This is a genomic window from Variovorax sp. V93 (assembly GCF_041154485.1).
GTDB lineage: Bacteria > Pseudomonadota > Gammaproteobacteria > Burkholderiales > Burkholderiaceae_C > Variovorax > Variovorax beijingensis_A.
This window is the reverse complement of sequence record NZ_AP028669.1, coordinates 599,633-623,771: the sequence shown is the minus strand read 5'-3', so window position 1 is coordinate 623,771 and position 24,139 is coordinate 599,633. Positions and strand designations below refer to the sequence as shown.

16 protein-coding genes and 1 pseudogene are annotated in these 24,139 nt (G+C 70.6%); 6 read left to right on the top strand and 11 right to left on the bottom strand.

Features of this window, described 5'->3' with window-relative positions:
• Window positions 1-58: 58 nt before the first annotated feature.
• Genes ACAM54_RS02795 through ACAM54_RS02785 form a run of 3 tightly spaced genes read left to right on the top strand, consistent with a single transcriptional unit; the run spans window position 59 to window position 3,878 of the window.
• The gene (locus tag ACAM54_RS02795; protein WP_261380268.1) at window positions 59-1,054 is read left to right on the top strand and encodes an ABC transporter substrate binding protein; all 996 of its coding nucleotides are present in this window, start codon (window positions 59-61) and stop codon (window positions 1,052-1,054) included.
• The gene (locus ACAM54_RS02790; protein WP_369649767.1) at window positions 1,051-3,048 is read left to right on the top strand and encodes a hybrid sensor histidine kinase/response regulator; all 1,998 of its coding nucleotides are present in this window, start codon (window positions 1,051-1,053) and stop codon (window positions 3,046-3,048) included. The genes ACAM54_RS02795 and ACAM54_RS02790 overlap by 4 nt, the downstream gene beginning before the upstream one ends.
• Before the next feature lie 35 nt (window positions 3,049-3,083).
• Complete coding sequence (locus ACAM54_RS02785; protein WP_369649766.1) at window positions 3,084-3,878, top strand: hypothetical protein; 795 nt, start codon at window positions 3,084-3,086, stop codon at window positions 3,876-3,878.
• An 18-nt stretch (window positions 3,879-3,896) separates the two neighbouring features.
• On the opposite strand, the gene ACAM54_RS02780 is transcribed toward ACAM54_RS02785, so the two are convergent.
• The 7 genes from ACAM54_RS02780 to ACAM54_RS02750 all read right to left on the bottom strand — a co-directional run bounded on the left by ACAM54_RS02780 (window position 3,897) and on the right by ACAM54_RS02750 (window position 17,994).
• Window positions 3,897-4,676, bottom strand: a complete 780-nt coding sequence (locus ACAM54_RS02780) for a glycosyltransferase (RefSeq protein WP_369649765.1) — start codon at window positions 4,674-4,676, stop codon at window positions 3,897-3,899.
• Window position 4,677: 1 nt separating this feature from the next.
• Window positions 4,678-5,775 (bottom strand): radical SAM protein, encoded by a 1,098-nt coding sequence (locus ACAM54_RS02775; protein ID WP_369649764.1) that lies wholly within the window; start codon window positions 5,773-5,775, stop codon window positions 4,678-4,680.
• A 14-nt stretch (window positions 5,776-5,789) separates the two neighbouring features.
• Window positions 5,790-11,330, bottom strand: coding sequence for a filamentous hemagglutinin N-terminal domain-containing protein (locus ACAM54_RS02770; protein ID WP_369649763.1), 5,541 nt, complete (start codon window positions 11,328-11,330; stop codon window positions 5,790-5,792).
• A 7-nt stretch (window positions 11,331-11,337) separates the two neighbouring features.
• Window positions 11,338-13,050: a ShlB/FhaC/HecB family hemolysin secretion/activation protein gene (locus ACAM54_RS02765; RefSeq protein ID WP_369649762.1), complete on the bottom strand. Its 1,713-nt coding sequence runs from the start codon at window positions 13,048-13,050 to the stop codon at window positions 11,338-11,340.
• A gap of 296 nt (window positions 13,051-13,346) precedes the next feature.
• Window positions 13,347-15,494: a CHAT domain-containing protein gene (locus ACAM54_RS02760; protein ID WP_369649761.1), complete on the bottom strand. Its 2,148-nt coding sequence runs from the start codon at window positions 15,492-15,494 to the stop codon at window positions 13,347-13,349.
• A 149-nt stretch (window positions 15,495-15,643) separates the two neighbouring features.
• The gene (locus ACAM54_RS02755; protein WP_192323513.1) at window positions 15,644-17,830 is read right to left on the bottom strand and encodes a catalase; all 2,187 of its coding nucleotides are present in this window, start codon (window positions 17,828-17,830) and stop codon (window positions 15,644-15,646) included.
• A complete protein-coding gene (locus ACAM54_RS02750) occupies window positions 17,827-17,994 on the bottom strand; it encodes a hypothetical protein (RefSeq protein WP_021005272.1) in 168 nt (55 codons plus the stop codon). Before ACAM54_RS02750 ends, ACAM54_RS02755 begins: the two co-directional genes overlap by 4 nt.
• Before the next feature lie 334 nt (window positions 17,995-18,328).
• Here ACAM54_RS02750 and ACAM54_RS02745 point away from each other — a divergent pair, with 334 nt between their 5' ends.
• A complete protein-coding gene (locus ACAM54_RS02745) occupies window positions 18,329-19,147 on the top strand; it encodes a transglutaminase family protein (protein WP_369649760.1) in 819 nt (272 codons plus the stop codon).
• Window positions 19,148-19,161: 14 nt separating this feature from the next.
• Here ACAM54_RS02745 and ligD read toward each other — a convergent pair.
• The 3 genes and pseudogenes from ligD to ACAM54_RS02730 all read right to left on the bottom strand — a co-directional run.
• Window positions 19,162-20,037, bottom strand: a pseudogene (gene ligD / locus ACAM54_RS02740) (non-homologous end-joining DNA ligase); the annotation flags it as partial.
• Between the two features lie 29 nt (window positions 20,038-20,066).
• The gene (locus ACAM54_RS02735) at window positions 20,067-21,092 is read right to left on the bottom strand and encodes a Ku protein (RefSeq protein WP_369649759.1); all 1,026 of its coding nucleotides are present in this window, start codon (window positions 21,090-21,092) and stop codon (window positions 20,067-20,069) included.
• 203 nt (window positions 21,093-21,295) lie between these two features.
• Window positions 21,296-22,291, bottom strand: coding sequence for a succinylglutamate desuccinylase/aspartoacylase family protein (locus tag ACAM54_RS02730; RefSeq protein ID WP_369649758.1), 996 nt, complete (start codon window positions 22,289-22,291; stop codon window positions 21,296-21,298).
• Between the two features lie 206 nt (window positions 22,292-22,497).
• Between ACAM54_RS02730 and ACAM54_RS02725 the strand changes: the two genes are divergently transcribed.
• A complete protein-coding gene (locus ACAM54_RS02725; protein ID WP_145742492.1) occupies window positions 22,498-22,770 on the top strand; it encodes a hypothetical protein in 273 nt (90 codons plus the stop codon).
• Window positions 22,771-22,779: 9 nt separating this feature from the next.
• Here ACAM54_RS02725 and rpe read toward each other — a convergent pair whose 3' ends face one another.
• On the bottom strand, window positions 22,780-23,478 hold the full coding sequence (rpe, locus tag ACAM54_RS02720; protein WP_369649757.1) for a ribulose-phosphate 3-epimerase: 699 nt from the start codon (window positions 23,476-23,478) through the stop codon (window positions 22,780-22,782).
• 71 nt (window positions 23,479-23,549) lie between these two features.
• Here rpe and apaG point away from each other — a divergent pair, with 71 nt between their 5' ends.
• A complete protein-coding gene (gene apaG, locus ACAM54_RS02715) occupies window positions 23,550-23,945 on the top strand; it encodes a Co2+/Mg2+ efflux protein ApaG (RefSeq protein ID WP_145742496.1) in 396 nt (131 codons plus the stop codon).
• Window positions 23,946-24,139: the final 194 nt, after the last annotated feature.

The window sequence follows — 24,139 nt, the reverse complement described above, 5'->3', positions numbered from 1 at the left end:
TGCCGTGAACCCTCTCATCTCGCTCCTCCGGAAACGGCGACGCCAAGGCGCCTGCGCCGTGCTGGCCCTGGTGTGCATGGCGCAGCCCGCGGCCAGTGCCGCGGCGGCCGAGCTCACGGTGCTGGTGGGCGACGAGCTCCCTGCGCATGCCGAGTTCGTGCAGCACCTGCGCGCGAGCCAGGAGCCCGGCAGCCGCTTCGAACTGGTGCGGCTGGCCCCGGGCGGCGCCGAAGCCGCGCAGCCGGTGGAAACGGCCCGCGCCGAACCCGAGTCCGAACGCGGCGCCAATGCCGGCGTGCGCACGCGCAGCCTGCGCACCGCGCCCGCGAACGCCGCGCTCACCCTCGCGGTGGGCGCGCCCGCCGCACGCGCCGCGCTGGAGCGCCCGGGCCAGCAGCCGCTGGTGCTCGCGATGCTGAGCCGGCTCGACTACGAGAGCCTTCGCGCCAGCAGCCCGGCGCTCAAGCGCGGCGACCGGCGTGTGGGCGTGCTGCTGCGAGATCCGGCCATGGCGGACCAGCTGGCGCTGATCGGCGCGGTGCTGCCGCAGAAGCACCGCATCGGCGTGGTCGCCACGCTCGAATCCGAACCGCTGGTGCGCGAGCTGCAGCGCGCCGCGCAGAACGGCAATCCGCCCTGGGACATCCAGGTGGAGTACGCACCCGACAACAGGTCGCTGGCCGGCGCGCTGCACTCGGTGCTGCCGCGCAGCGATGCCCTGCTGGTGCTGCCCGACCTGATCGGCGACAACCAGGCCGCCACGCTCTCGGTGCTGCGCGCCGGCGCCGGCGCGGGCCTGCCGGTGTTCGGTGCCAGCGAAGGGCTGGTGCGCTCGGGCGGCCTGGCCGCCGCCGTCTCCACGCCGGCGCAACTGGCCCAGCAGGCGCGCCAGCTCGGGCAGAAGCTGGCGAGCGGCGCCGGCGGCAGCACCAACCCGCTGGTCGAATCGGCTGCGCCCGCGACCGTGCGGGTCAACGTCACCGTGGCGCGCGGACTCGGCCTGCGCCTGCCCGAGGAACGGGAACTGACCGAGCGGCTCACGGTCGTCCGATGAGCGAGACGCTGCCCTCCCCGGGCGGGCGCGCCGATGCATCGGCGCCGCTTCACCCCACCGCGCCGACGCCCACGCTGCTGGTGCGCGGCAACCTGCAGCGCGACCTGTTCCGGCTCGGCGTGGTGCCGTGCGCCGCGGTGGCGCTCGCGCTCACGGGCTGGTTCACCCACAGCCGGCTGCAGACGCTCGAGGCCGCCTTCGACGCCGAGGGCCAGGCGGTGGCGCGCCAGGTGGCGGCCATGTCCGACCTGAGCCTTTATGCCGGCGACCTGCCCGCGCTGCAGAACGTGGCCAATGCCGCGCTGCGCGGCGGCCAGGTGATGCGCGTGGAAATCAGCAACAGCGCCGGCGTCTACGTGACGGCCGGCCCCAAGGCCTCGTCGCTCGCGCAGCTGCGCATGTTCACCTCGCCGGTCACGCTGCGCGAAGCCTCGCGTGCCAGCGCCTTCGCGCCGGCCGGCTCCACCGCCGCCGGCGACACGCCCATCGGCCTGGTGCAGACCTTCCGCGACACCACGGCCTATGCGCGCGAACGCAGCCGCTCGCTGATCGCGAGCATCGGCATTGCGCTGGTGGCGCTGCTCGCAGCCTGGGCCTCGGTGCGCCACATGGCGCGCACGGTGGCACGGCCGCTGCGGCGCATCTCGCGCACCGTGGCCGCGCTCGAGGCCGGGCACTTCGAGGCGCGCTGCGATGTGGCCGAGGGCGACAGCCGCGCGTCCACCGGCAATTCCGGCAGGGGCCGCGCGCACGAGCTCACGGTGCTCGCGCACGACATCGACCGCCTGGCCGAACGCCTGCAGCGCAACCGGCAGATCAGCGAGGAGCGCGTGCGCGAGGCCACCGCGGTGGCGCTGCAGCGCATGGCCGAGGCCGAGCAGGCGGCGCTCTCGCGCGCCCGCTTCCTGGCCGCAGCCAGCCACGACCTGCGCCAGCCGCTGCATGCCATGGGCCTGTTCATCGACGGCCTGCTGCCGGGCGCCAGCCCCGCGCAGCGCCCCGCCATGCTGCGGCTGCAGGAGAGCACCGAGTTCATGGGCGTGCTGCTCGACGACCTGCTGGAGATCTCGCGGCTCGATGCCCAGGTGCTGACGCCGGCGATCACCAAGGTGCCGCTCGCGGCGCTGTTCGACCAGCTCGATGCGCAGCATGCCGCCACCGCGGTCGAAACGCATGTGCGCCTGCGCTGGAGCGACCGCGGCCTGGCGGTGCGCAGCGACGCCGCGCTGCTGCAGCGCATCGTCGGCAACCTGGTGGCCAATGCGCTGCGCCATGCGCCGGCCGGCGGCACCGTGCTGGTGGCCGCGCGCCGCAGCCGCGGAAAGAATGGCGACAGCGTGCGCATCGAGGTGCGCGACAACGGCATCGGCATCGCGCCCATCCACCAGGGCCGCATCTTCGAGGAGTTCTACCAGGTGGCCAACACCGAGCGCGACCGGCGCCGCGGCTTCGGCCTGGGCCTGGCGATCTGCGCGCGCATCGCGGCGCTGCTGGGCACCCGCATCACGCTGCGCTCGGCGCTGCAGGCAGGCAGCACCTTCGCACTCACCTTGCCCGCGGCCCATGCGGCCGACGCCACCGCGCCCGAGCCCGTGCCGCTCGCGCTGACGCCGCTGGCCGGCCTGCACTGCATGGTGGTGGACGACGACCCCGCCATCCTCGACGGCAGCCGCGCGCTGCTGGAGCAGTGGGGCTGCCAGGTCGAATGCGTGGCCACGGGCGCCGAGGCCATCGCGCGGCTGGGCACGGGCGATGTGCATTTCGACGCGGTGCTGTGCGACCTGCAGTTGGCCGGCGACGGCGACGGCATGGACGTGATCGACGCCGCCAGGCGCCTGCAGCCCGATGCGCTGGCGGTGCTGGTCTCGGGCGCCACCGGGCCCGAGGTGCTGCAGCGGCTGCGCCATGGCGGCGTGATGCTGCTGACCAAGCCGGTCGCGCCGGCCAAGCTGCGCGCGCTGCTCACCACGCGGCGCCATGCGCACGCGGCCTGAATGGCACGCCCTCCTCCATCACCTTCGACGACGCCATGCTCGACACCGCCGCCCTCAAGGACATCCGCCCCTTCGTCGCCACGCCCAGCTACAGCGGCGCCATGACCAGCCTCTACGTGCGCAGCCTGCTGGGCCTGGTCAATGCGGCGTGGACGCATGGTTTCGCGATGCAGACGCGCTTCCTCGACGGCGACAGCCTGCTCACGCGCGCGCGCAACCGGCTGGTGGCCGAGTTCATGGCCGATGCGCAGTGGACGCACCTGTTCTGGATCGACGCCGACGTCGGCTTCGCGCCCGATGCGGCGCTGCGCCTGCTGCTGTCCGGCCGCGAGGTGGTGGCCGGCGTCTACCCGCACAAGCACGATGGCTGGCCGGCCCAGGGCCTGGCGCGGCCGCTGCCGGCGGGCGCCACGCAGGCCGACTTCGACGCACTGCATGCGCGCTATCCGCTGAACCTGCGCCACACGCCGACGCAGGCCGACACCGACGGCTTCGTCGAGGTGCTGGACGCACCCACCGGCTTCATGCTGATCGCCCGCGGCGTGTTCGAACGCATGGCCGCGGCCATGCCCGAGCTGCGCTACACCCCCGAGGCCGGCGACCACGCCAATGCGCACCTGCCGCACTGGCGCTTCTTCGACACCCAGTTCGAACCCGCCACCGGCCGCTACCTGAGCGAGGACTTCGCCTTCTGCCGGCGCTGGCAGCAGCTGGGCGGCCAGGTGTTCGTCGACCTGCAGTCGCGCCTGTCGCACCAGGGCCTGAAGACCTGGCACGGCGACCTGCCGCGCGCGCTGGGCGCACTGGGCGGCCACGGCCTCCCGGGATGAGCCGGCGCGCCGGGTCCGTCATGCCCGCCGGGCCGGCGGATCGAAGGTCCACCGCACCCGCAGCAGGCCCCAGAGTTCCTCCGGTGTCAGGCCAACTCCGGCCGAGCTCAGCAGCTCGTCGTGCAGCCCCTCGGGCGGCGGCAGGCCGGCCTGCAGATAGGTGGCCCGCCAGTGCGATTCGTACAGCACGGTGCTCTGCCGGGTCCAGCGCACCCGCAGCCCGTGGTGCTGCATGAGCCAGCACATCGCCCGGTCGCACACGGGGGTCAGCGAACGCGGCAGCTGCGACCAGGCGCCCCAGAGAAACCCGGCCGAGCGGGCCAGGCTGATGCAGTTGGTGTCCACGAAATCCGAGCCCGGCGCCTCGTCCGGCGGAACGATGCGCAGGTGCTCGTGGCCCGGCAGGAACATGTACCGGGAAGAGAACACCGCATCGACCGGCCGGCCCCGCCCCCGGGCCTCGGCGTAGGCCTGCACCACCGAGGCGACGTGGCCGGGCAGGAACAGGTTGTCCGCGTCCAGGAAGCACACCATGTCGGCGCCGTCGGCCAGCGCGCACAGCGCGCCGATGCCGCGCGGCGTGCAGCCGAAGTTGGCGTTGCCGTGCGGCAGCGGGACATGCCGCACCTGCGGCCATTCGGCCAGCAGCTCTGGCTGCGGAAGGCCGTCCGCCACCATGTAGTGCACCACCTGCGGATGGCCCTGCGCGCGCACGCTCTGCATGCAGCGGCGCAGCACGGCTGGCGGCTCGCGGTGATAGGGGGTGACCACAGCCACCCTGAGCGGCGCGTCGTTCACCTCAGCTTCCGCGGTCCGCCAGTACGGGGATGGTGCGGGCCGTGGGCCGCGCCGCGGGAAAGAGCGCGGCCGGGCGGCGCGAGGCGCAGGTGCTGGTCTCCCGTCGCACGCTGTGGCTGATGCCGCAGAACTGGTTGCACCCGCGCATCGCTGTGCGAACGAACTCCGCCTCGCGCCAGAACAGGCGCAAGTCGCCGGGCTTGTCCAGCCGCATGCCCGGAAAGCTGCCCGAGAAGCACAGGCGCGCCACGCCATAGTGGTCCACCATGATGTTGCGCTCGTAGGTGTTGCAGATGTGTTCCGGCGTGCGCGTGTGCGAGCCCCAGCCGCGCGCCGCGTCCGGGCAGGCGCGCAGCGTGGAGAAGTACATGTGGACCTGATGCAGCCAGAGCGGGTTCAGTCCCAGGCGGAAGCGCTGGTCGCAGCGGCGGATCACCTCGACCAGCCGGTCCGGATCGACGTCGCGGTGGGCTGTGAAGAACGGATCGACCAGCGCCATCTGGCCGAAGCTGGGCTGCAGGAAGTTCAGCTTCAGCTTGTCGGCGCCCAGCTCGTCCAGCACGAAGGCGTAGAAGTCCTCCAGCTCGAGGTAGTTCTCGTCGAAGATGAGGCCCATCACGTTGATCTTCGTATCGCTGCCCGGCGCGCGCGAGCGCGCCGCCAGCAGCAGGCGCAGCGCATCGGCCGCCTTGCCGAAGGCGCCCTTCACGCCGCGCGTGCGGTCGTGCAGGGCCGGCCGATGGCTGTTGAGCGACACCGAGATGCCATGCGGGCCCTCGCGGATCATGCGCTCGGCCATGGCCTCGTCGCGCACGCGGGTGCCGTTGATGACCGACAGGCAGGTCAGGCCCAGTTCGCGGCAGCTGCGCGAGATGTGGAAGTAGTCTTCCAGGTCGAGCATGCTCTCGCCGCCGCAAATCACCACGCTGCCCCGGGGATTCATCCCGGCGAACTCCGCCAGCAGCTCGCGCCGGCGCGCCGCGCCGAGGTAGCGCGCGCGGTCGGCGTCGTCGAGCTTCCAGAAGTCGCAGTGCTCGCAACGCAGGTTGCAGCGCTTGTTGGTCTGGAGGAACAGGAACAGGGGCGGCGGCAGTTCCACGGCCAGGTCCGCTCTCAGAAATCCGCGCAGCCGTTCTTGCGGTCCGTGGCCACGCAGCTCGTGAGGTTGGGCCGCGAACGCACGCGCGACCATTCGCGCGCCAGCAGGTCGCCGCCCTGCTGCGCACGTTCGCCCTCCAGCGGCCCGGTGGCAAAGCAGATCGGCGGCGCGCCGAGGTTGCGGTCGAAGGTGTAGGTGTTGGTGTTGGGCAGCTCGCGCACCAGGTCCGAGCCCGGGAAGTCCGGCCGGCGCAGGTTGGCCGTCACGGTCAGCGTCCCGGGCACCACGTCCACCGCATAGCCGGCCGCCGAGGTGAAGCTGCCGTTGATCGCATAGCGTCCCGCGGGGCTGAAGATGCCGGCCAGGCTCGTGGGCGTGCCCATGAAGCCGGCCGTGCCGTCGCCCAGGATCAGCCCGCCGATGGTGAAGCCGAAGGGCGGGTTGGCCATGCCGAAGGGCCGGCTGGCGTCGCCGATGACCACCGTGGCCCGCGGCTGCTGGGCATAGATGAAATGGTTGTCGCCCGGCGTGATGCTCACGGTGCACAGCCCCAGGTAGGCGCAGTGGAACAGGTTGGGGGTGGCGCCCGAGCCGGCGAGGCCGCCGCGCGACTCGCCCACCCAGGTGTCAGCCCAGATGCGCCAGGGCGCGCCGCCCAGGCTGCCGCCGCCCGCATTCTGGAAGCGCGCCGCGGCCACCAGGTCGGTGCCCGAGGTGCTGGTGACGGCGGTGTCCAGCGTGAGGTCGCCCGAGAGCGTGCGCACGAACACCGTGTCGGCCGCCATCGAGGTGGCCGACACCACCTGCGGCTGGTTGGTGCCGGCGTCGAAGCCGGTGACCGACAGCGCGCCGATGCGCACGCCATCGACATCCTGGTAGCGGAAGGCGCCGGCGGCGCCGCCGCCCAGCGTGTTCTCGCTCACGTTGTTGGCCGCCTGGTCCAGCAGCACGCTGCCGCGGCTGGAGCGCGCCAGCAGGTGCTGGGCGGTGATCGGTGCTTTCACCGTCTGCGTGATGTCGCCGGCCGAGAGCAGGCCCAGGCGGTCCGCCGTGACGGCGCCGTTCAGCACGATGCCGCCGGCGCCGCCGCCCACGCCTTCGTTCTGCAGCGTGAGGGCGCCGCCGGTCGCCACCGGCCCGGCCACGGTGATGGTGCCGTCGTGCGTGCTGCTGCCCACCACCACCGTCGGCGCGCTCAACCGCGACAGCAGCGCATCGGACAGCGTGAAGCCGGGCCCCGCCGCGCCCCCGACGGTGATGCCGGTGCTCGTGGCGTCGAAGGCATTGAGCGATGCGTCCATGCCGCCCGGCCGCAGGTTGATGACGCCGGCGGCGCTCACCGGCACGTCGATGGCCAGGGCCGGCGCGCTGCCGTCGTTGCTGGCGCGCAGCACCAGGTTGCCGCTGCTTTGCACCTGCGGCGCCGCACCGACACCGCCGGTGAACGACGAGATGCCGGGCTGGATCGACACGCCGGGGGTGCCCTGCAGGGAACTGCCGGTCAGCTCGATGCTGCCGCCGCCGGTGGTGGCCAGGCGCGCGCCGTCTTCCAGCCGTACGCCGCTGTCGGTGCCGTCGACTGGCGCGCTGGCAAACAGGCCCTGCAGCGCGATGTCGCCGCTGCCGGTGGTGATGCTGCTGCCGCCGGTGACCAGCACGCCGTGCGTCGCATAGGACGCGCTCGAGCCGCGGTCGAAGTCCTGCACGCCCCGCACCAGCACGTTGCCGCTGGTGGTCGAGATGGCGGTGGGAACCGGCACCCCCACGGCCCTCAGGAACAGGTAGTCCAGCTGCACCGCGCTGCCGCTCTGGCCCGTGCCGCCGGTTCCCGTGATGGTCACGTCGCCGGTGGCGCTGTCGATGCGCGCGCCGTTGATGCTCACGCCGCCGCCGGCAATGCTCACGTCGCCGCCGGCCCCCGCATCGGACTGGCCGACGCGCGTGTCGATCTGGGTGCCCTGGAGCAGCACGAAACCCGAGGGCGCACCGGTCTGTCCGTTGAGGATCGACACCGCCCCGCCATTGGTGATGATCCGGTTGTTGAACCTGCTGGTCACCGAATCGTAGATGCCACCGACGCCATGCGCATGGATGGACACCGCGCCGCCACCCGTGTCGATGGTGCCGTCCACGTCGATGTTGATGTCGCTGAACGCGGGGCTGCCGCCGACGAAGCCGGAGTCCAGCGTCACGCTGCCGCCGCGCGTGTGCACATCGCCGCTGAGCGCGACGAACTGGGTGGTGCTGGGCCCGTCCGTCTGCAGGCGCAGGTTGCCGCCGCCGGTGTCGATGCTGGCGAACTCGAAAACCACTTCCGCATAGCCCGTGCCGGTGGCGTGCGCCAGGACGCGGCCCCCGTTCGTGGAGATGATGGCCGGATCGGCCGGCGTATTGCCGAAGTAATGGACGTAGCCGTCGAGCGCCCCGGCCGAGCCGGCATTGAAGATCACGTCCATCGGCCCGGTGGTCGAGCGGATGATCGGCGCCAGGTACGAGCTGGAAAACACGCGGTCGCCGATCGAATGCGCCGCGTTCAGTTCGAACACCAGCGGCGCGCTGCCCGCCGTGCGCTCGATCAGCATGCCGCTGCCGAAGCGGATGTCGCCCGCATCCGTTCCCGCAGTGCCCGTGGTGATGGTCACGCTCGTGCCGGTGTTCAGCGCGCTGTTGATGTCGCCGTCCTGGATGGTCGAGGTGGCCACCGGGTCGAAAGGGTTGGTCGGCAGGCTGCCGCCGCCTGCCGCGCCGTGGACGATGGTGACGTCATAGGGATCGACGATCCACCGCCCCGCCAGGCCGGCCGGCGCCGAGGCGTCGACGCGGATGCCGCTCACGTCGAACGAGCCGCCCGAGGTTTCGATCGTGCCGCCGTTGCCGCCGGCGCTGCCGCCCCGGGCCTGCAGGTCGCCAAAGGCGCGCACCGAACGCTCGCCCACGACGGTGATGCTGCCGCCGTTGCCGCTGCCCAGGGCGTTGGCCAGCAGCGTGAGGTTCGGGCCCACCGAAACCACGCCCGTGTTCTCGTTGCCGGCGCCGGCCGCGGTGCTGCCGCGGATCTCGATGCTGCCGCCGCCGCCCGTACCGCTGGCGTCCGCGAGGCCGCTGGCGTCCGCCGTCGATTGCGCGAGGATGTTGCGCCCCGTCACGCCGATGCTGCCGCCCATGCCGGTGGCGCTGGCGGCATCGAGCAGCGTGCCCTCGAAGGCGCCGGCTGTCAGGCTCACATCGCCCGTGCCGGCCGCGACCCGGATGCTGCCGCCCGCGGCATGCAGCCCGTCGGTCTGCTGGGACGACGAAAGCCGCACACCAAAGGGCGTGACCGTCGCGTCCAGCGGCGCGAAGCCCAGCGCCGCGCCGTTGCCGTCATAGCCGAAGCCCGCGCTGCCGGCCGTGCCGGTGATCGCGATGCTGCGGCCTGCGCCGGCCTCGACCCGCGTGCCATCGATCATCACGCCATTCGAAGCGCCCACGGTGTAGCTGGAACCGAATTCGACAGCTTGCGTGCGCAGGCCGGCGGCCATGCCCGACAGGTCGCCGCCCTGGCCCGTGATGCGCACATCGCCGCCGGTGGCCAGCTTCGCGCCGGTGATCCGTACGCCGGCGCCGTCCGGGGGCTCGCCGACCGGGCCGCCGCCGGTCCAGTCGCGCACCGTCCCGGTCAGGGCGATGTCGCCGCTCGCCGAAGACAGTGCGACCGAATAGTCGTCGCCGTTCAGCCGCACGCCCGAGCCTCCCGCGGCGCCGCGGCCGGCCAGGGTGATGCCGCCGGCCTGCGTGCTCAGCGTGCTGTCGCCGTCGATGCGCACACCATCGGTGGCGCTCAGGAAGCCGCTGCCCACCTCGGCGGTGCCGCCTTCGCCGCGCAGCGAAATGCTCCCCGCCCCGAGCGTGCTCAAGGTGCTGCCGCCCAGCCAGACGCCGCTGCGAATATCGCCGGCGCCATCGGCGTCCGGGCCCTTGACCTGCCCGCCGATCGCTCGCCCGTTGTCGCTGTCGCCCTGCCCGAAGAAGCGGATGTTCCCGCCGTTGGCATCGATGCGCGCGCGGTCCAGCCGGATGGCCGCCGCAATGCCGTTGGCCTGGCCGGCCTCGGCGGCGGCCAGGCCCTGCGCGTCGGCATTGAACTCGACGTTCAGCGCGCCGCTGGTGGAAGCGATCGTTGCACCTTGGCCCTCGGCCGCCCAGCGCATGTCGATGTTGCCCACCGAATTCACGCGCAGCGTGGCCGTGCCGCCGCCGTCCTTGATCACCTGGGCGCCGGGCTGGAACACGACGGCGTCGTTGATCTGCGCCACCTTGCTGGACGAACGCGTGGTCAGCGTCACGTCGGTGCCCTGGCTCAGCGCCTTGCCGATGACGCTGGCCGCGATGTTGCCGGCGTCGGCATCGGCCACGATCGAGAGATTGCGTCCCGCCTCGGCCGTCCAGCTGCCGTTGGCGCCGCCTGCGTTGCCGCCGGCGGCGATCTGCGCGCCCGCCAGCACGTTCAGGTTGCCGGCCGTGGTACGGATGCTGCCGCCGGCCACGCCGGCCGCACTGCCGCGCGCATCCAGCGTGCCGCTCACCTCGAGGCCCGCACCGCTGTCGACCTGCGCGCCGATGGCCTCCAGCACGATCTCGCCGCCGCGCTCGACCAGCGAACGCGCGCGCACCGTGCCGCTCTGGTTGACCACCTGCTGCACCAGCCCGGAGGCGCCCACCAGCACCACGCGCCCGCCGTCGGCCGTGATGGTGCCGGTGTTCATCACCAGCGCCTTGGTGGTGGGATCGGTCGCCTGAACGCTGGCCACCGACGTGTTCATGAGCCCGCCTTCGACCGGCACCGTGAACTTCGTCAGCCCGTCGCCCTCGAAGTCCAGCGTCACCCGGGCGCCCGACACGAGGCCCGCCGAGCCGCGCGCCACGTTGATCTCGCCTTCGTTGCGCACCAGCGCACCGATCAGCCCGAGCGTGCCGCCCTCGCCCACGCTGATGACCGCACCGGGCTGGACCGTCACGCGGGCAATGCTGTTGGCATCGTTGAGGCCGCCGCCGAACAGCAGTTGGCTGCCCTTGCCCACCACGCTGCCCTCCTTGGCGATCTGGCTGTCGCTGATGTCCAGCGTGGACGCCACCAGCCCGCCGACGTTCACCTGGGCGGTGCTGCCGAAGAGAACGCCCGAGGGATTGACCACGAACACATGCCCGTTGGCCGACAGCGTGCCGTTGATGACCGACTGCTCGATCACTCCGCCGGTGCCCACCACGCGGTTGAGCATCACGCTCGCGGCGCCCATCTGCTGGTTGATGTCCAGCGTCTTGCCGCCGGCCAGCGAAAACGCATTCCAGTTGACGATGGCGTTCATCGTGCTCTGGTTGAGCCTCTGCATGGCCGCCGTGCCGTTGGGCGCGACGCTCACATTGCCGAACACCACATTGCCGCTCTGCGGAAAGCCCGTCGGCAGGTTGAGCTGCGCCCAGGCCGGCACCATGCCCATGCAGGCCAGCGACAGCACGAGCGGCCGCACGCGCCAGTGCCGCGGCAGGGCTTTCGCGGAAAGATCATGGTTTCTCATGCTGCCCTCAGAAGGTCTTTTGCGCCTGCACGTACAGCCGCGGGTTGCGCCCGCCGCCGTCGGTGCGCGCCGGGTCGGTGCCGGCGCGCCAGGCCAGCGTGGCGTTGATGGTGAAGTTGCCGGGCCGCGTCCAGCTCAGGCCGATGCCCGCGCCGCGCAGGCTGCGCGAAGGGGAGCCGGCGTCGAAGATCGTCGGGTTCTTCGTCGGGCGGCCGCGCGCCGCGTCGTAGAACACGAAGGGCGTGAACTCGGCGTCGAACGACCAGCGCCATTCCACGGTGCCGATCACGCCCTGGTCCACCAGCAGTTCGCCCGAGGGGTAGGCGCGCACGGCACGCGCGCCGCCCAGCGAGAGCTTTTCCGAGGCGTCGAGGTTCTTGCTGGCCCACTGCCCGCCCAGCGCCAGGTACAGCGAGTGCCGGGGCAGCACCGCCTGCAGGCGCGAGAGCTGGAAGGTGGCCTTGGTGAAGCCGCCTTCGGTGCGGTGGCCGCCCAGGCCCTGGTCGGTCTGCAGGCTGTCGGCATCGCGGATCGAGAGCCGGCCGTGATAGAGATTGCCGGTGCTCGCCCAGTAGCCGCCGCCCAGCCAGTCGTCGCGGCGCTCCCAGGTCCAGCCCAGGCCGAAGCCGCGCACCCGCTTGCGCGCCGAGAAGTCGACCGCCGTGTACTCGTCGGTGAGCTTCTTGCTGTCGGCCGACAGCCGCAGGAAGAGGTTGTGCTGGCGCTGGCGGATCAGCGGATAGCTCAGCGAGACGTCGAACACGTCGGCCTTGCCCTGGGCGCCCAGCTCCGAAAACTCGCCGCCCAGCTCGTAGTTGACGCGTGCCAGCCCGACGCCGGCGCGCAGGCCGCTGCTGCCGATCGGCGCCTCGTAGGCGACGCGGCCGAACTGCAGCGCATTGCCGTTGGAGACCATGGCGCGCACGTCCAGGTTGTCGCCGATGCCGAAGGGGCTCGCCCAGCGCATCGTGCCGCCGAGGCGGTAGCGGCCGGACTCCTTGGTGCCGTGGTTGTCGGCCTCGGCCGCGAAGGCCCAGCGCGGCGCCGCCGCCACTTCCACCGACAGGTCGGTGGTGCCCGGTTGCGTGCCTTCCTGCAGCGCGGACGAGACCTTGATGCCGGGCTGGTCCGACAGCAGCAGCATCGAGCGCTCGTAGGCCGGCGCGTTCACGGCCTCCCCGGGCTGCAATGGCGCAAGGAATCCGCGCACGCGCGCCTCGCCGACGGGCGCGTCGGGTGCAACGATCACCTCGACCTTGCCGAGCCGGCCTTCGATGACGCTGATCTCGACGATGCCGTCGCGCACGGTCTGCACGGGCACCACGGCCTGCGCGAGGAAATAGCCGCGCTCCTTGTAGCGCGCGGTGATGGCCTGCGCCAGGCTTTCGAGATCGCCGAGCGTGACGTCGCGCCCGATGTAGGGCGCGGTGATGCTCTGCAGTTCCTCGTTGCTCAGTGCCTTGACACCGTTGAGCCGCAGGTCGTTGAGCTTGAAGGTGGCCGCGGGCGGCCGCGGCGGTGCCGGCAGGCTCTGCGGCGCCACGGCGCCGGTGGCCTGCGCGAGGGGGCGGTCGCAGCTGCCGCAGGGATCTTTTGTTGGCAGCAGCTCATTGGCATCGGCTTCCGCCGCGTGGGTGCGCTGGGCGGCAACGAGAAGCGTTGCGCTCACCAGGGCGGCGGCGGCAAGGGCGGTCGGGGTGGAGCGTTGGATGGCGCGCATCTCAGTGCTCCGTTGAGCTTTGCTGTTGTTGTGGGCGCTGCTGTTCAGGGTGCGCTCCCGCCGATGGGGAGCGTTGGACAGAGCGGTCGTTGATCGGCGGTACACCAGCAGCGTGCCCTGGTGCACAGGGCATCGGGTGCTCCCCGCAGCGAAATAAAGGAGGAGCCGAAGGCGGGGGACATTCGCGGAGGGGAGTACCCGGTGGCCTGGGCACGCGCCCTGAACAGCAGCGCCCCGAACACAGCACTCCAGACACAACGCGACAAATAGACATGGCTGTTCTTCTTTTCATGTCATCAGCTCCCCACCGTGAGACGCCAGTTGCCGATCAGGTTGAACGGCGCCCAGAAGAAGGGATGGGACATCTTGGGATCCTTCAGCACCGCCAGCTGTCCGGCCTGCATCGCCTTCTGGATGTCGCGGCCCTTGGCCAGCTCGCCATAGAGCGTGCTCATGAGCACCGCGGTCGCGTCGTCCGACACCGGCCACAGCGATGCGATCAGGCTCGAGCTGCCGGCCGAGAGAAAGGAGCGCGTGAAGCCCAGCACCTCGTCGCCCTGCGCGATGCGCCCGAGCCCCGACTCGCAGGCCGACAGCGTGACCAGCGCGGTGCCGTCCATCGGCAGGCCGAGGATCTCGTGCGCCTCCAGGAAATTCTGCTTGCCGCCCTCGTTGGCCAGCAGGATGCGCGAGTACAGCGGATCGACCGCATCGGCCTCGGCATGCGCCGCCACGTGCATCAGCGGCGAGCGCGCAGCCACGTCGCGGAACTGCGTCTTGGTGGCCGCGGCGCCCATGTACACCGCGTTGCGCGGGAACAGCTGCGCGAGCTGCTTCACCTCGACCTCGGCGCCGGGCAGGTCGTACTTGTCCTCGATGCGCGGATTGCCGAAGGCGGTGAGCGATGCGCCCACGCGCGGCGAGCGCTGGGCGAGCTGCACCGCGATGCTGATCGAAGGCGCCACCGCCACCGGATGCGTCTCGATCACGTAGCGTCCGTCGAGCCGCAGTGCCTGGAACGGCAGGTAGTGCAGCGGCCCGTGCGGCACCACGATCAGCCGCTGCCCCGGCGCCAGGGCCAGCGGCCCGAGCAGCGCGGCGCCCAGCTTGTCGGCATTGGTGATGGCCGCGCGGCGGCCGCGCACGATGGAGTTGCGGAACACCTCGACCAGCTCGGCGAGCTCCTCGCGGCGCACCGCCACCGTCCTGGCCTCGATGCCGGCCGGGCCGACCACCCACACCAGCAGCCGGTCGGGCAGCGAATGGAACTGCACCACGCGCTCGTCGGGCGCCAGCATGCCCTGCAGCGCGGCCAGGTCCACGGTGGTCGCGGCGCGCTCGTTGATCTTCGCGCGGCCGCGCACCGCGTCGAGCAGCGCGCGCGAACGGCTGCGCTCGCTCACCTCGAAGGCCTGGCGCGCATCGCCCGCGTCGCTGTAGATCGCAACGCCGCGTTCGAACACCGACTGCAGGTCCGAGAACAGGCCCATCTTGAATTCTTCGCTGCGGAACCTGGCGCGCACCTGGTCGATGCCGCCCAGCGCGCGCGCCACGGCCTCGGCCGCGGCCTGCTTCTGGCCGAGCGCGAGCTCGCTGCGCGCCACGCCGTCCCAGGCCCAGAGGCGGTAGTACTCGGTGTCGGTGCCGACCTGCCGCGCGGTGAGCGCGCGGTAGAGGTCGCGCGCCTCGGCCGGCTTGTTCTCGGCCAGCAGCAGCCGCGCGCGGGTGCGGTCGAGCTGCGCCGTGAGCGGCGCGTCCCGGGGCGGCGCCATGCCCCCTAGCACCTCGCGCGCCCTGGTGGCGTCGCCCGCTTCGATCAGCGCATTGACGAGCGAGGCCTGCACCAGCGGCGCGTAGCGCGACGAACTGTTGGCCAGCGCCTCGTCATAGCTGATCACGGCGCCCGCGTAGTCGCCGCGGCGCGTGCGCACGTCGCCGATCACCTTCTGCACCGGGCCGACCACCAGCTTGGGGTCGCGCGCCGGATGCTTGAGCGCCTCGCGCGCAAATTCCTCGGCCTTCTCGAGCTGGCCGGAATAGCTGTAGACGATGGCCAGGTCGCGGTTGGCCATGGCCAGCAGGTTCGGATCGCGCGTGGCATTGGCCAGGTGCAGCGCCTTGCTGGCGGCGCGCACGCTCTGGCGGAATTCGCCGGCCTCGGCCAGCGCCACCGCCTGGCTGCAGTACTGGTAGCCCGACAGCTTGACCGCATCCTGCCCATAGAGCACCGCGCCCTCGCTGGTCAATGCGAGCAAGGTGTCGGTGTCGGCGAGCCGGGCCTGCTCCGCCCGGCCGGCCGCGGCCTCGGCATTCGGCGCCTGCTGCTGCGCCGATGCCAGGGACCCATGGCCCAGCAGAAGAATGGCTGCCAGCCTCAGCGCACCCGCGGCCCCTGCACGACGTGCCGAGCGCTCCCGTTCCGTTCTTCTCGAAAACCACGTCATTGGACCCCCGCGCGCGGCCGTGTGCCCGCGGTTGCGGGGGTCGACGCCGCGGAAGTGCGCGCCGTTCAGGCCTCGTGGGGAAAGTCTAGGAGCGGCCCTCTGCTGCGCCTATTCGCAAGAAGGCCTAGCGCGAATGGACTAGGGCCTGTTCACGCAGGAATGGCATCGATGTTGGCGCGGTCCCAGTGGCGGTGCTTGGCAATCGCGGCAATGAAGGCCTGCGCGATCTGCGTTGCCTCGCTGGTGTCGCCGAGGTTGGTGACCGGCGTGGCCGCGACGATGACGCCCGCCGGTGCATCGCCCTGCTGCGCGTTGGCACCGATGCCGAGCGTGGAGAGCAGCTGCACGCCGTCGCCCACGGTGCAGATCGCCTTGCAGTGCTTGTACGCCTCGAGCACGAAGTGCACCGCATCGCCCATGCCCGCCAGCGCTGCCACGCCCTGGGCGCCGCCGGGGATCAGCACGGCATCGAACACGACCGATGGCCCGTTGGCAAAGGTCATGTCGACGTCGATCTGCCGCTTCGACGCGCTGGCGATGGTGCCCAGGCGCGCGCCCACCACCTTGCACTTGCCGCCGGCCTGCTCGAGCGCATCGCGGATCGGCTTGAGCGAGGCGGAGTCGATGCCGTCGGCCGCGAGGATCGCGATCTTTCGCGTGCGGATCGAGCCGTCGCCGCTGTCGGCCATGCTGAGCGCGGGCGACTCCTCGATGGGCAGGGTCATGCGGTGCTCGCGGTAGCCCGCGCGGCCCGCAGCCGCCTTGGCGTCCGGCGCCCCGATGCCCAGCGGCTCGGCCACGCGGCGCGCAAGCTTCTCGTCGACGTGCGCCAGGTTGTCGACCATGCGCTGGCGGATGGCCGGCACGTCGACCTTGGAGAGCTCGAAGCGGAAGGCCGCAACGATGTGCTCCTTCTCGGCCGCGCTCTGGCTGTTGAAGAACAGCCGCGCCTGCGTGAAGTGGTCGTCGAAGCTCGGGCTGCGCCGCCGTACCTTGGGCGACTCGAGTTCGTCGGGATGCGGCTGGAAGCCGACGCTGCCGCCGTCGACCCTGAACTCCTTGCCGTCGCCCAGCGAGTTGGGCTCGTAGGCCACCTGGCCGCGCGCGATGGCCTGGCGGTGCATGCCGTCGCGCTGGAAGTTGTGGAACGGGCACACGCTCTTGTTGATGGGCAGCTCGTGGAAATTGGCACCGCCCAGGCGCGAGATCTGCGTGTCGGTATAGGAGAACAGGCGCCCCTGCAGCAGCGGATCGTTGCTGAAGTCGATGCCTGGCACCACGTGCCCCGGATGGAAGGCCACCTGCTCGGTCTCGGCAAAGAAGTTCTCGGGATTGCGGTTGAGCACGAGCCGGCCGATGCGCTGCACCGGCACCATCTCCTCGGGGATCAGCTTGGTGGGATCGAGCAGGTCGAAGCCGAGCGAATCGGCCTTGTCGGGCGGCACCAGCTGCACGCCGAGCTCCCACTCGGGAAAGTCGCCCTGCTCGATCGCCTCCCACAGGTCGCGGCGGTGGAAGTCCGGGTCCTTGCCCGCGACCTTCTGTGCCTCGTCCCATGCGAGGCCATGGATGCCGAGCTTGGGCTTCCAGTGGAACTTCACGAAGTGGCTCTCGCCGCGCAGGTTCACGAAGCGGAAGGTGTGCACGCCGAAGCCTTCCATCATGCGCAGGCTGCGCGGAATGGCACGGTCGCTCATCGCCCACATCAGCATGTGGGTGCTCTCGGGCATGAGCGAGACGAAGTCCCAGAAGGTGTCGTGCGCGCTGGCGGCCTGCGGCATCTCGTGGTGCGGCTCGGGCTTCACGGCGTGGATCAGGTCGGGGAACTTCATCGCGTCCTGGATGAAGAACACCGGGATGTTGTTGCCCACGAGGTCGTAGTTGCCCTCGCGGGTGTAGAACTTGACGGCAAAGCCGCGCACGTCGCGCACCGTGTCGGCCGAGCCGCGCGAGCCGGCCACGGTGGAAAAGCGCACGAAAACGGGCGTCTTCGCGTCCGGGTCCTGCAGGAAGTCGGCGCAGGTGAACTGCGACATCGACTTGTAGACCTGGAAATAGCCATGCGCCGCCGAGCCGCGCGCATGCACCGCGCGCTCGGGAATGCGCTCGTGGTCGAAGTGCGTGATCTTCTCGCGCAGGATGAAGTCTTCGAGCAGCGTGGGCCCGCGCACCCCGGCCTTGAGCGAATTGTGGTTGTCCGGGATCTGAAGACCCTGGTTGGTCGTCAGATTGGGCGCATGATCGGTTGCGAATCCATCGAGCTGCTGCTGCTTGGCATTGCTGCCGTCCGTGGCCTTCGAGCGGCGTCCGGCGGCGGCCTTGTTCTGAGGCGTCATCGAGGGTCTTTCATGGGAGGGTCAGCTTCGTTGTCGATAAAAAGGTCCAGCACGTTCACCAGCGCAATCAGGCAGATGAAGCCCGCCACGGCGGCCACCACCCAGAACAGGATTTCATCCCCCCAAGCACCGGTGAGTGAATCGAACAGCGACGACAGATCCATGATTCGCTCCAGCAGATCAGATTGAACACTCGATGCTTGCGCTGCGGCCTCCATGAAGCCACGAAAGCGGGTTCGCGGGGGCCGTTGCGAGCGAATCCAAAGGTTATGTTTTTCTCACACTGTTACCCGTAGTGGCGCCTCGCCCGCGCTTGTGGGAGAGGCGGCGTCTAGGCGGTAGGAGCGCACCGACAGCGGCTGGCTGCCGCCTACGCGGGCCGGCGTGTCGGCCCGCATCCGCGCCGCAAGCGCAGCCGTACCATCGAACGCAGGCGGCACGAAGCCTGCTTGGGCATCCGTGGACCGAAGCCATTCACTCAGGGAAGAAAGAAAGAACATGCAGATCAAGATCGGTTTCGACATCGAACTCGCCGTCACGGCCCCCACCGCACTGGTCTACATGCTGCATGTCCACCCCTCGCGCGCGGCGGACCTGCAGGACGGCGAGCACGTCACCCTCACGCCGCCGCTGCATACCGACTACTACATGGACGGCTTCGACAACCATTGCGCGCGCGTGCGGATTCCCGCGGGCGTGCAAAGCGTGCGGCTGCGCAACCATGCGGTGGTGTTCGATCCGGGCTGGGCCGACCCGGTGGACTTCAGCGCCGTCGAGCACACGGCAGCGGACCTACCGGTCTCCACGCTGCCCTTCCTGCTGCCGAGCCGCTACTGCGAGGTCGACAGCGAACTGCTCGCGTTCGCCTGGAGCAACTTTTCCAGCGTGGCACCGGGCTGGCACCGCGTGCAGTCCATCTGCGACTTCGTGCACGAGCACCTGCGCTTCGACTACCAGAGCGCGCGCGCCACGCGCACCGCGCTCGAGGGGTTCCGCGAGCGCACGGGCGTGTGCCGCGACTTCGCCCACCTGGCGATCACGCTGTGCCGCTGCATGAACATTCCCGCACGCTATGCCACCGGCTACCTGGGCGACATCGGCGTGCCGCCCGTGCCCTCCCCGATGGACTTCAGCGCCTGGTTCGAGGTGTACCTGGGCGAGCGCTGGTACACCTTCGATGCGCGCCACAACGTGCCGCGCATCGGCCGCATCGTGATTGCGCGCGGACGCGACGCGGCCGACGTGCCGATCACCATGGTGTTCGGCGCCAACTCGCTCAAGCGCTTCGAAGTGACGACCGAGGAAGTGCCGCAGTAGGCCCACGGCTTCGCTCAGCCGGGCAGGAAGCCGAGCATCTCCATGGCAGCGCGAAGGCCGGTGCGGCTGCGCTCCATCGCGTCCCAGGGCGTGTTGCCGGTGGCCAGGCGCGGGCCGATGTTCGCCACCGTCCAGTGGGCGGCGCTGCCCAGGTCGGGCAGCTCCTCCCACGCCAGCGGCACCGACACGCCCATGCCCGGCCGCGCGCGCGCCGACCACGCGCTGACGGTGGTGGCGCCGAAGCCGTTGCGAAGATAGTCCGCGAAGATCCGGCCCACGCGGTTGCGCGGCCCGCTCTTGGCCACGAAGCGCTCGGGCACCGTGCGCGCCAGGTGCTCGACGACGGCGCGCGAGAAACCCCGCACCTCGTCCCAGCCGAACTGGCGCCGCAGCGGCACCACCACGTGCAGCCCCTTGCCGCCGCTGGTCTTGAGGAACGACGGCAGGCCGAGTTCGTCGAGCAGCACGCGCACCAGCAGCGCCGCCTCCTGCATCTGCTGCCAGTCGATGCCTTCGCCGGGGTCGAGGTCGAAGGTCATGCGGTCGGGCTTGCCGATGGCGCGCGAGGTGGCGTTCCAGGTGTGGAGTTCGACGGTGTTGAACTGCGCCGCGCCGACCAGCGCCTCGGCGGTGTCGATCTGCAGCAGCGGGTCGTGGCCCGGGTCGAGCGCAGGATCGAGCAGCCTGATGCCCGCGATGTCGCTGTGCTGCGCATGCTTCTGGAAGAACAGCTCGCCGCCCACGCCGTCGGGCGCGCGCACCAGCGCCACCGGGCGCCCCTCGAGGTGCGGCAGCATCAGCGGCGCAACGCGCGCGTAGTAGGCCGCGAGATCGCCCTTGGTGAGGCCGCTGGCGGCGTCGATCACGCGCTCCGCGTGGGTGATGCGCGGCGCCTTCTGCGCCGTGGCCATGCGCCCGCTCATGCCGCGCGGCGCCGGGTGGTGGCGCTCTTGGCCGCGCTGCGCTTGCGCGCGGCGCTGCCGCTGCTGCCTTTTGCGGCGGTCTTGCCATGAGCCCGGGGCTTGGCCTTGGGCCTGGGCTTGGCCCTGGTGGCCGCGGGCGCCTCTTCTTCATCGTCGCTGTCTTCGCTGGCCGCGGCCGCCTTGCCGCCGCCACCACCCTTGCGCAGGCTGCGCTGCAGCAGCTCGGTGAGGTCGATGATCTTCGCGCCGCGGCTCTCGAGCGCCTGGCCCTCCTCGGGCTCGATCTGGGTCACGGTCTCGGTCTGGCCCGCCGCCACCTTGCGGTCGACCAGCCGCAGGATCTCGTCCTTGAACTCGTCCTTGTAGTCGTCCGGGTCCCACTCGGCGCTCATGTCCTCGACCAGCTGCTCGGCCATCTTGATCTCGTGCTCGCGCAGCCCCGCCTTCTTCGCGTCTTCCGACGGCAGCGGGAGCTCGGTCCAGGGCCGGATGTCGGCGCCCCAGCGCAGCAGGTTCAGCACCAGCCCCGGGCCCACGGGCACGAGCGCGGCCAGGTGCTGCTTGGTCTGGATCACCACGCGCGCCACGCCGATGCGCTGGGTGCGCTGCAGCGTCTCGCGCAGCAGCGCATACACCTTGGTGCCGCGGTTGATGGGCGCCACGTAGTAGGGGCGCTCGAGATAGACGAAGGGAATGCCGTTGGCGGGCACGAAGCTCTCGATCTCGATGGTCTGCGTGGTCTTGGGGTAGGCGTCGGCAATTTCCTTGTCGCTCAGCACCACGTATTCGCCGTCTTCGTACTCGATGCCCTTGACGATGTTCTCGCGCGCGATCTCCTTGCCGGTCTTCTTGTTGATGCGCTTGTAGCCGACCGGGTCCATCGTGCGCTTGTCGAGCCAGTCGAAGTCGATGCCGTGGTCGGTGGTGGCCGAGTACAGCGCCACCGGGATGTGGACGAGGCCGAAGCTGATCGCGCCCTTCCACAGGACGCGCGGCGCGGGGGCTTTTTTCGAGACTGCCATGGGCACACTCCTTCAGCCTCGAGACTCTGCGCCCCGGGCGGTCCGGCGATGTAGGAGCGCGGCGGCGCCTGCCGTAGGGCTCACCGGCATTTTTTTCCCTCCCCTTTCGGGGGAGGGTTGAGGTGGGGGCAAGCGGCGTGTCTACCGGGCGCTCTGCCCGCCCCCATCCCAGCCTTCCTCCAGAGGGGGAAGGAGCGGATGCTTCAGGCCACAGAGCCGAGCACCCGCTCGCTCGGGCGCGCGAAGTAGAACCACTCGGCGCCGGGCAGCGCGAGCGCGTTGGGAAAGACGATGAATCCGTCGTCCGGCGCGCTCACCAGCGTGCCGTCGTGGCGCATGCCGATGGGTTCGCCGCGCTGCACCGCATCGAAGGTGGCCCAGTCGCGCACGAAGCTGTCTTCCTCGTGCAGCCGGTCGGTCACGCTCGCCAGGCGCAGCAGCTGGGGCGGCTTGGGCGGCTCCACCACCAGGCCCTGAGGCAGCGCCGCCATGCCGAGCAGCGCGAGCGCGCGGCGGATGGCGCGCCAGGCCACCTCGGGCGCCTGTGGATCCTGGTGCTGGCCGCATTCGAGCGTGACGCCGTAGCCGCCGCAATTGCGGATGTACTCGTTGGTGCCGCGGCCGAAGTCGATCGCATCGTCGCCGACCGCGATGCCGGCGGAGCGCTGCGCGAGCCCGGCGGCATAGATGTCGAGCCAGCCCTCCACCACGATCGGCGTGCCCAGGTGCAGCGCAAGCAGCCCTTCCTCGCTGGCGCGCGCGAAGGGCTCGAGCGTGCCGGTGTTGTCGCGCGGGCCGATCATCGCGAAGGCCTCGCCCTCGCTCTGGAAGGAATGCAGGTCGAGCAGCACGTCGTGCCGCGCGATGATGGGGCACAGCACGTTGGTGACCCGGTCTTCGTAGTCCGCGGGCGCCTCGCTCGGCTTGAACAGGCGGTTGAGGTTGCGCTCGCCTTCGCGCTGCAGGCGCCGCCGCGCCAGCGGGTTGGCGACCGGTACCAGCGTGAGCTGCCCGCGCCGCAGCCCGAAGCTGCCGCCGTCGAGCTCGGCCAGCACGCGCTCGATGCCCGCGGTGCCGCAGGTTTCGTCGCCATGCACGCCGCCGAGCACGAGCAGCCGCGGGCCCGGCTCCAGCGCGGCGAAGGTGTGGATGCGCAGGTTGTCGGTGGTTGCGGCGGCGGCAAGGGAATCGGAGGACATCCCGGCGATTATTGCGGAGGCCTTCCCCTGCGCGCAAAGCCGCTACTCCTTTCATAGCGGCGCGTCGAGCGCGGCCCGGCGTGCCGTGCCTACAGGGCGTGCCTGGCCTGTCCTACTGGCCGCGGCCGGCGCGCCATGCAGGCTCGCGGCAGATGCAGGCAGGACAGACAGACAGACAGACAGACACCGCGAAGGAACAGAAAGCCATGAACAGCAGCAAGCCCCGCACCAAGGATCCGGTCGAACCGAGCGACCCGCTGCGGGACGCCGGCGGCGGCAACACCAAGATCGAACAGGGCGGCGATTCGGCGCCGCGCCTGCCGCACGAGCACGACCAGTCTTCCGACAGCCAGGAAGCGCAGGACGGGCAGCCGCCCGAAGTCGGCCGCAAGGGCCACGAGGACATCGAGCGCGGCAGCGTGGACACCGACCGCGGGCCGGTGGCGGACCGCGTCTACAACGACAAGGTCAAGCGCTGACCGAAGTTCCTACTTGCGGCCCACGCCTGCGAGCTGGTCGCGCATGGACGAGATCACCGCCGCGTAGTCCTTGGCGTTGAAGATCGCGCTGCCCGCCACGAAGGTGTCGGCGCCGGCGGAAGCCACGCGCGCGATGTTGTCGGCCTTGATGCCGCCGTCCACCTCCAAGCGGATGTCGCGCCCGCTCTGCTCGATGCGCTTGCGCGCGAGTTCGATCTTGCGCAGCGCCGAATCGATGAAGCTCTGCCCGCCGAAGCCGGGGTTCACCGACATGATCAGGATCAGGTCGATGTCGTCGATCGCCCAGTCGAGCGCCTCCAGGCCCAGCCCCGGGTTGAACACCAGCCCCGCCTTGCAGCCTGCGGCCTTGATGGCCTGGATGCTGCGGTTCACGTGCGGCGAGGCATCGGGGTGGAAGCTGATGTAGTCTGCGCCCGCTTCGGCGAAGGAGGCGGCCAGCGCGTCGACCGGCTGGATCATCAGGTGCACGTCGATCGGGACCGCCTCGCCGTCGGCCGTTTTGGCGTAGGGCTTGAGGGCCTTGCAGATCATCGGGCCGAAGGTCAGGTTCGGCACGTAATGGTTGTCCATCACGTCGAAATGGATCCAGTCGGCGCCGGCGGCGATGACCTTGGCCAGCTCGTCGCCCAGGTGGGCGAAATCGGCCGAGAGAATGGAGGGGGCGATGCGGAACGGCGTGCTGCTCATGCGCCGATTGTCGCAGCCGGCGGAAAACCCGGAAAGCAGTGCAAGAGAAGGCTCCAGTTACCATCGCGCGCATGCCGCACAGCCCCATCCGCATCCAGGTCGAACCGCGCTATCTCGCAGACCAGTCCTCGCCCAAGGACAAGATCTACACCTTCGCCTATACCGTCACCGTGACCAACGAGGGCGAGACCAGCGCCCAGCTCATCGCCCGCCACTGGCTCATCAACGACGCCTCGGGCCATGCGCAGGAGGTCAAGGGCCTGGGCGTGATCGGCCAGCAGCCGCTGCTGGCGCCCGGCGAATCGTTCCGCTACACCAGCGGCTGCCGCCTGCAGGCGCCCAGCGGCACCATGCACGGCAGCTACTTCATGGTGACCGAGGACGGCGAGCGCTTCGACGTGCCGATTCCGATGTTCGTGCTGGAGGCCGACATCGGCGGAACCCCCGTTTCACGGGTGCTTCACTAGCACTCCCCCAGGCTTCGCGCACTTCGTGTCGCTTCTTCCTCCCCCTCGCCGGGGGCAACACCAGAGGCCCGGTGTAGCTTGGCTCGCCCCCAGGCTTCGCGCACTTCGTGTCGCTTCGCCAACCCCCTACCGGGGGCAACACCAGCGGCCCGGCAAAGCCGGTTCCGCGGTGTTCCTGGTCTGATTACATTTTT

Bases quoted from the DNA above. Each gene is read 5' to 3' on its own strand.
- ACAM54_RS02790 (WP_369649767.1), top strand. From the start codon at position 1,051: ATGAGCGAGACGCTGCCCTCCCCGGGCGGGCGCGCCGATGCATCGGCG.
- ACAM54_RS02785 (WP_369649766.1), top strand. From the start codon at position 3,084: ATGCTCGACACCGCCGCCCTCAAGGACATCCGCCCCTTCGTCGCCACG.
- ACAM54_RS02770 (WP_369649763.1), bottom strand. From the start codon at position 11,330: ATGAGAAACCATGATCTTTCCGCGAAAGCCCTGCCGCGGCACTGGCGC.
- ACAM54_RS02765 (WP_369649762.1), bottom strand. From the start codon at position 13,050: ATGCGCGCCATCCAACGCTCCACCCCGACCGCCCTTGCCGCCGCCGCC.
- ACAM54_RS02760 (WP_369649761.1), bottom strand. From the start codon at position 15,494: ATGACGTGGTTTTCGAGAAGAACGGAACGGGAGCGCTCGGCACGTCGT.
- ACAM54_RS02755 (WP_192323513.1), bottom strand. From the start codon at position 17,830: ATGACGCCTCAGAACAAGGCCGCCGCCGGACGCCGCTCGAAGGCCACG.
- ACAM54_RS02750 (WP_021005272.1), bottom strand. From the start codon at position 17,994: ATGGATCTGTCGTCGCTGTTCGATTCACTCACCGGTGCTTGGGGGGAT.
- ACAM54_RS02745 (WP_369649760.1), top strand. From the start codon at position 18,329: ATGCAGATCAAGATCGGTTTCGACATCGAACTCGCCGTCACGGCCCCC.
- ACAM54_RS02735 (WP_369649759.1), bottom strand. From the start codon at position 21,092: ATGGCAGTCTCGAAAAAAGCCCCCGCGCCGCGCGTCCTGTGGAAGGGC.
- ACAM54_RS02730 (WP_369649758.1), bottom strand. From the start codon at position 22,291: ATGTCCTCCGATTCCCTTGCCGCCGCCGCAACCACCGACAACCTGCGC.
- ACAM54_RS02725 (WP_145742492.1), top strand. From the start codon at position 22,498: ATGAACAGCAGCAAGCCCCGCACCAAGGATCCGGTCGAACCGAGCGAC.
- rpe (WP_369649757.1), bottom strand. From the start codon at position 23,478: ATGAGCAGCACGCCGTTCCGCATCGCCCCCTCCATTCTCTCGGCCGAT.
- apaG (WP_145742496.1), top strand. From the start codon at position 23,550: ATGCCGCACAGCCCCATCCGCATCCAGGTCGAACCGCGCTATCTCGCA.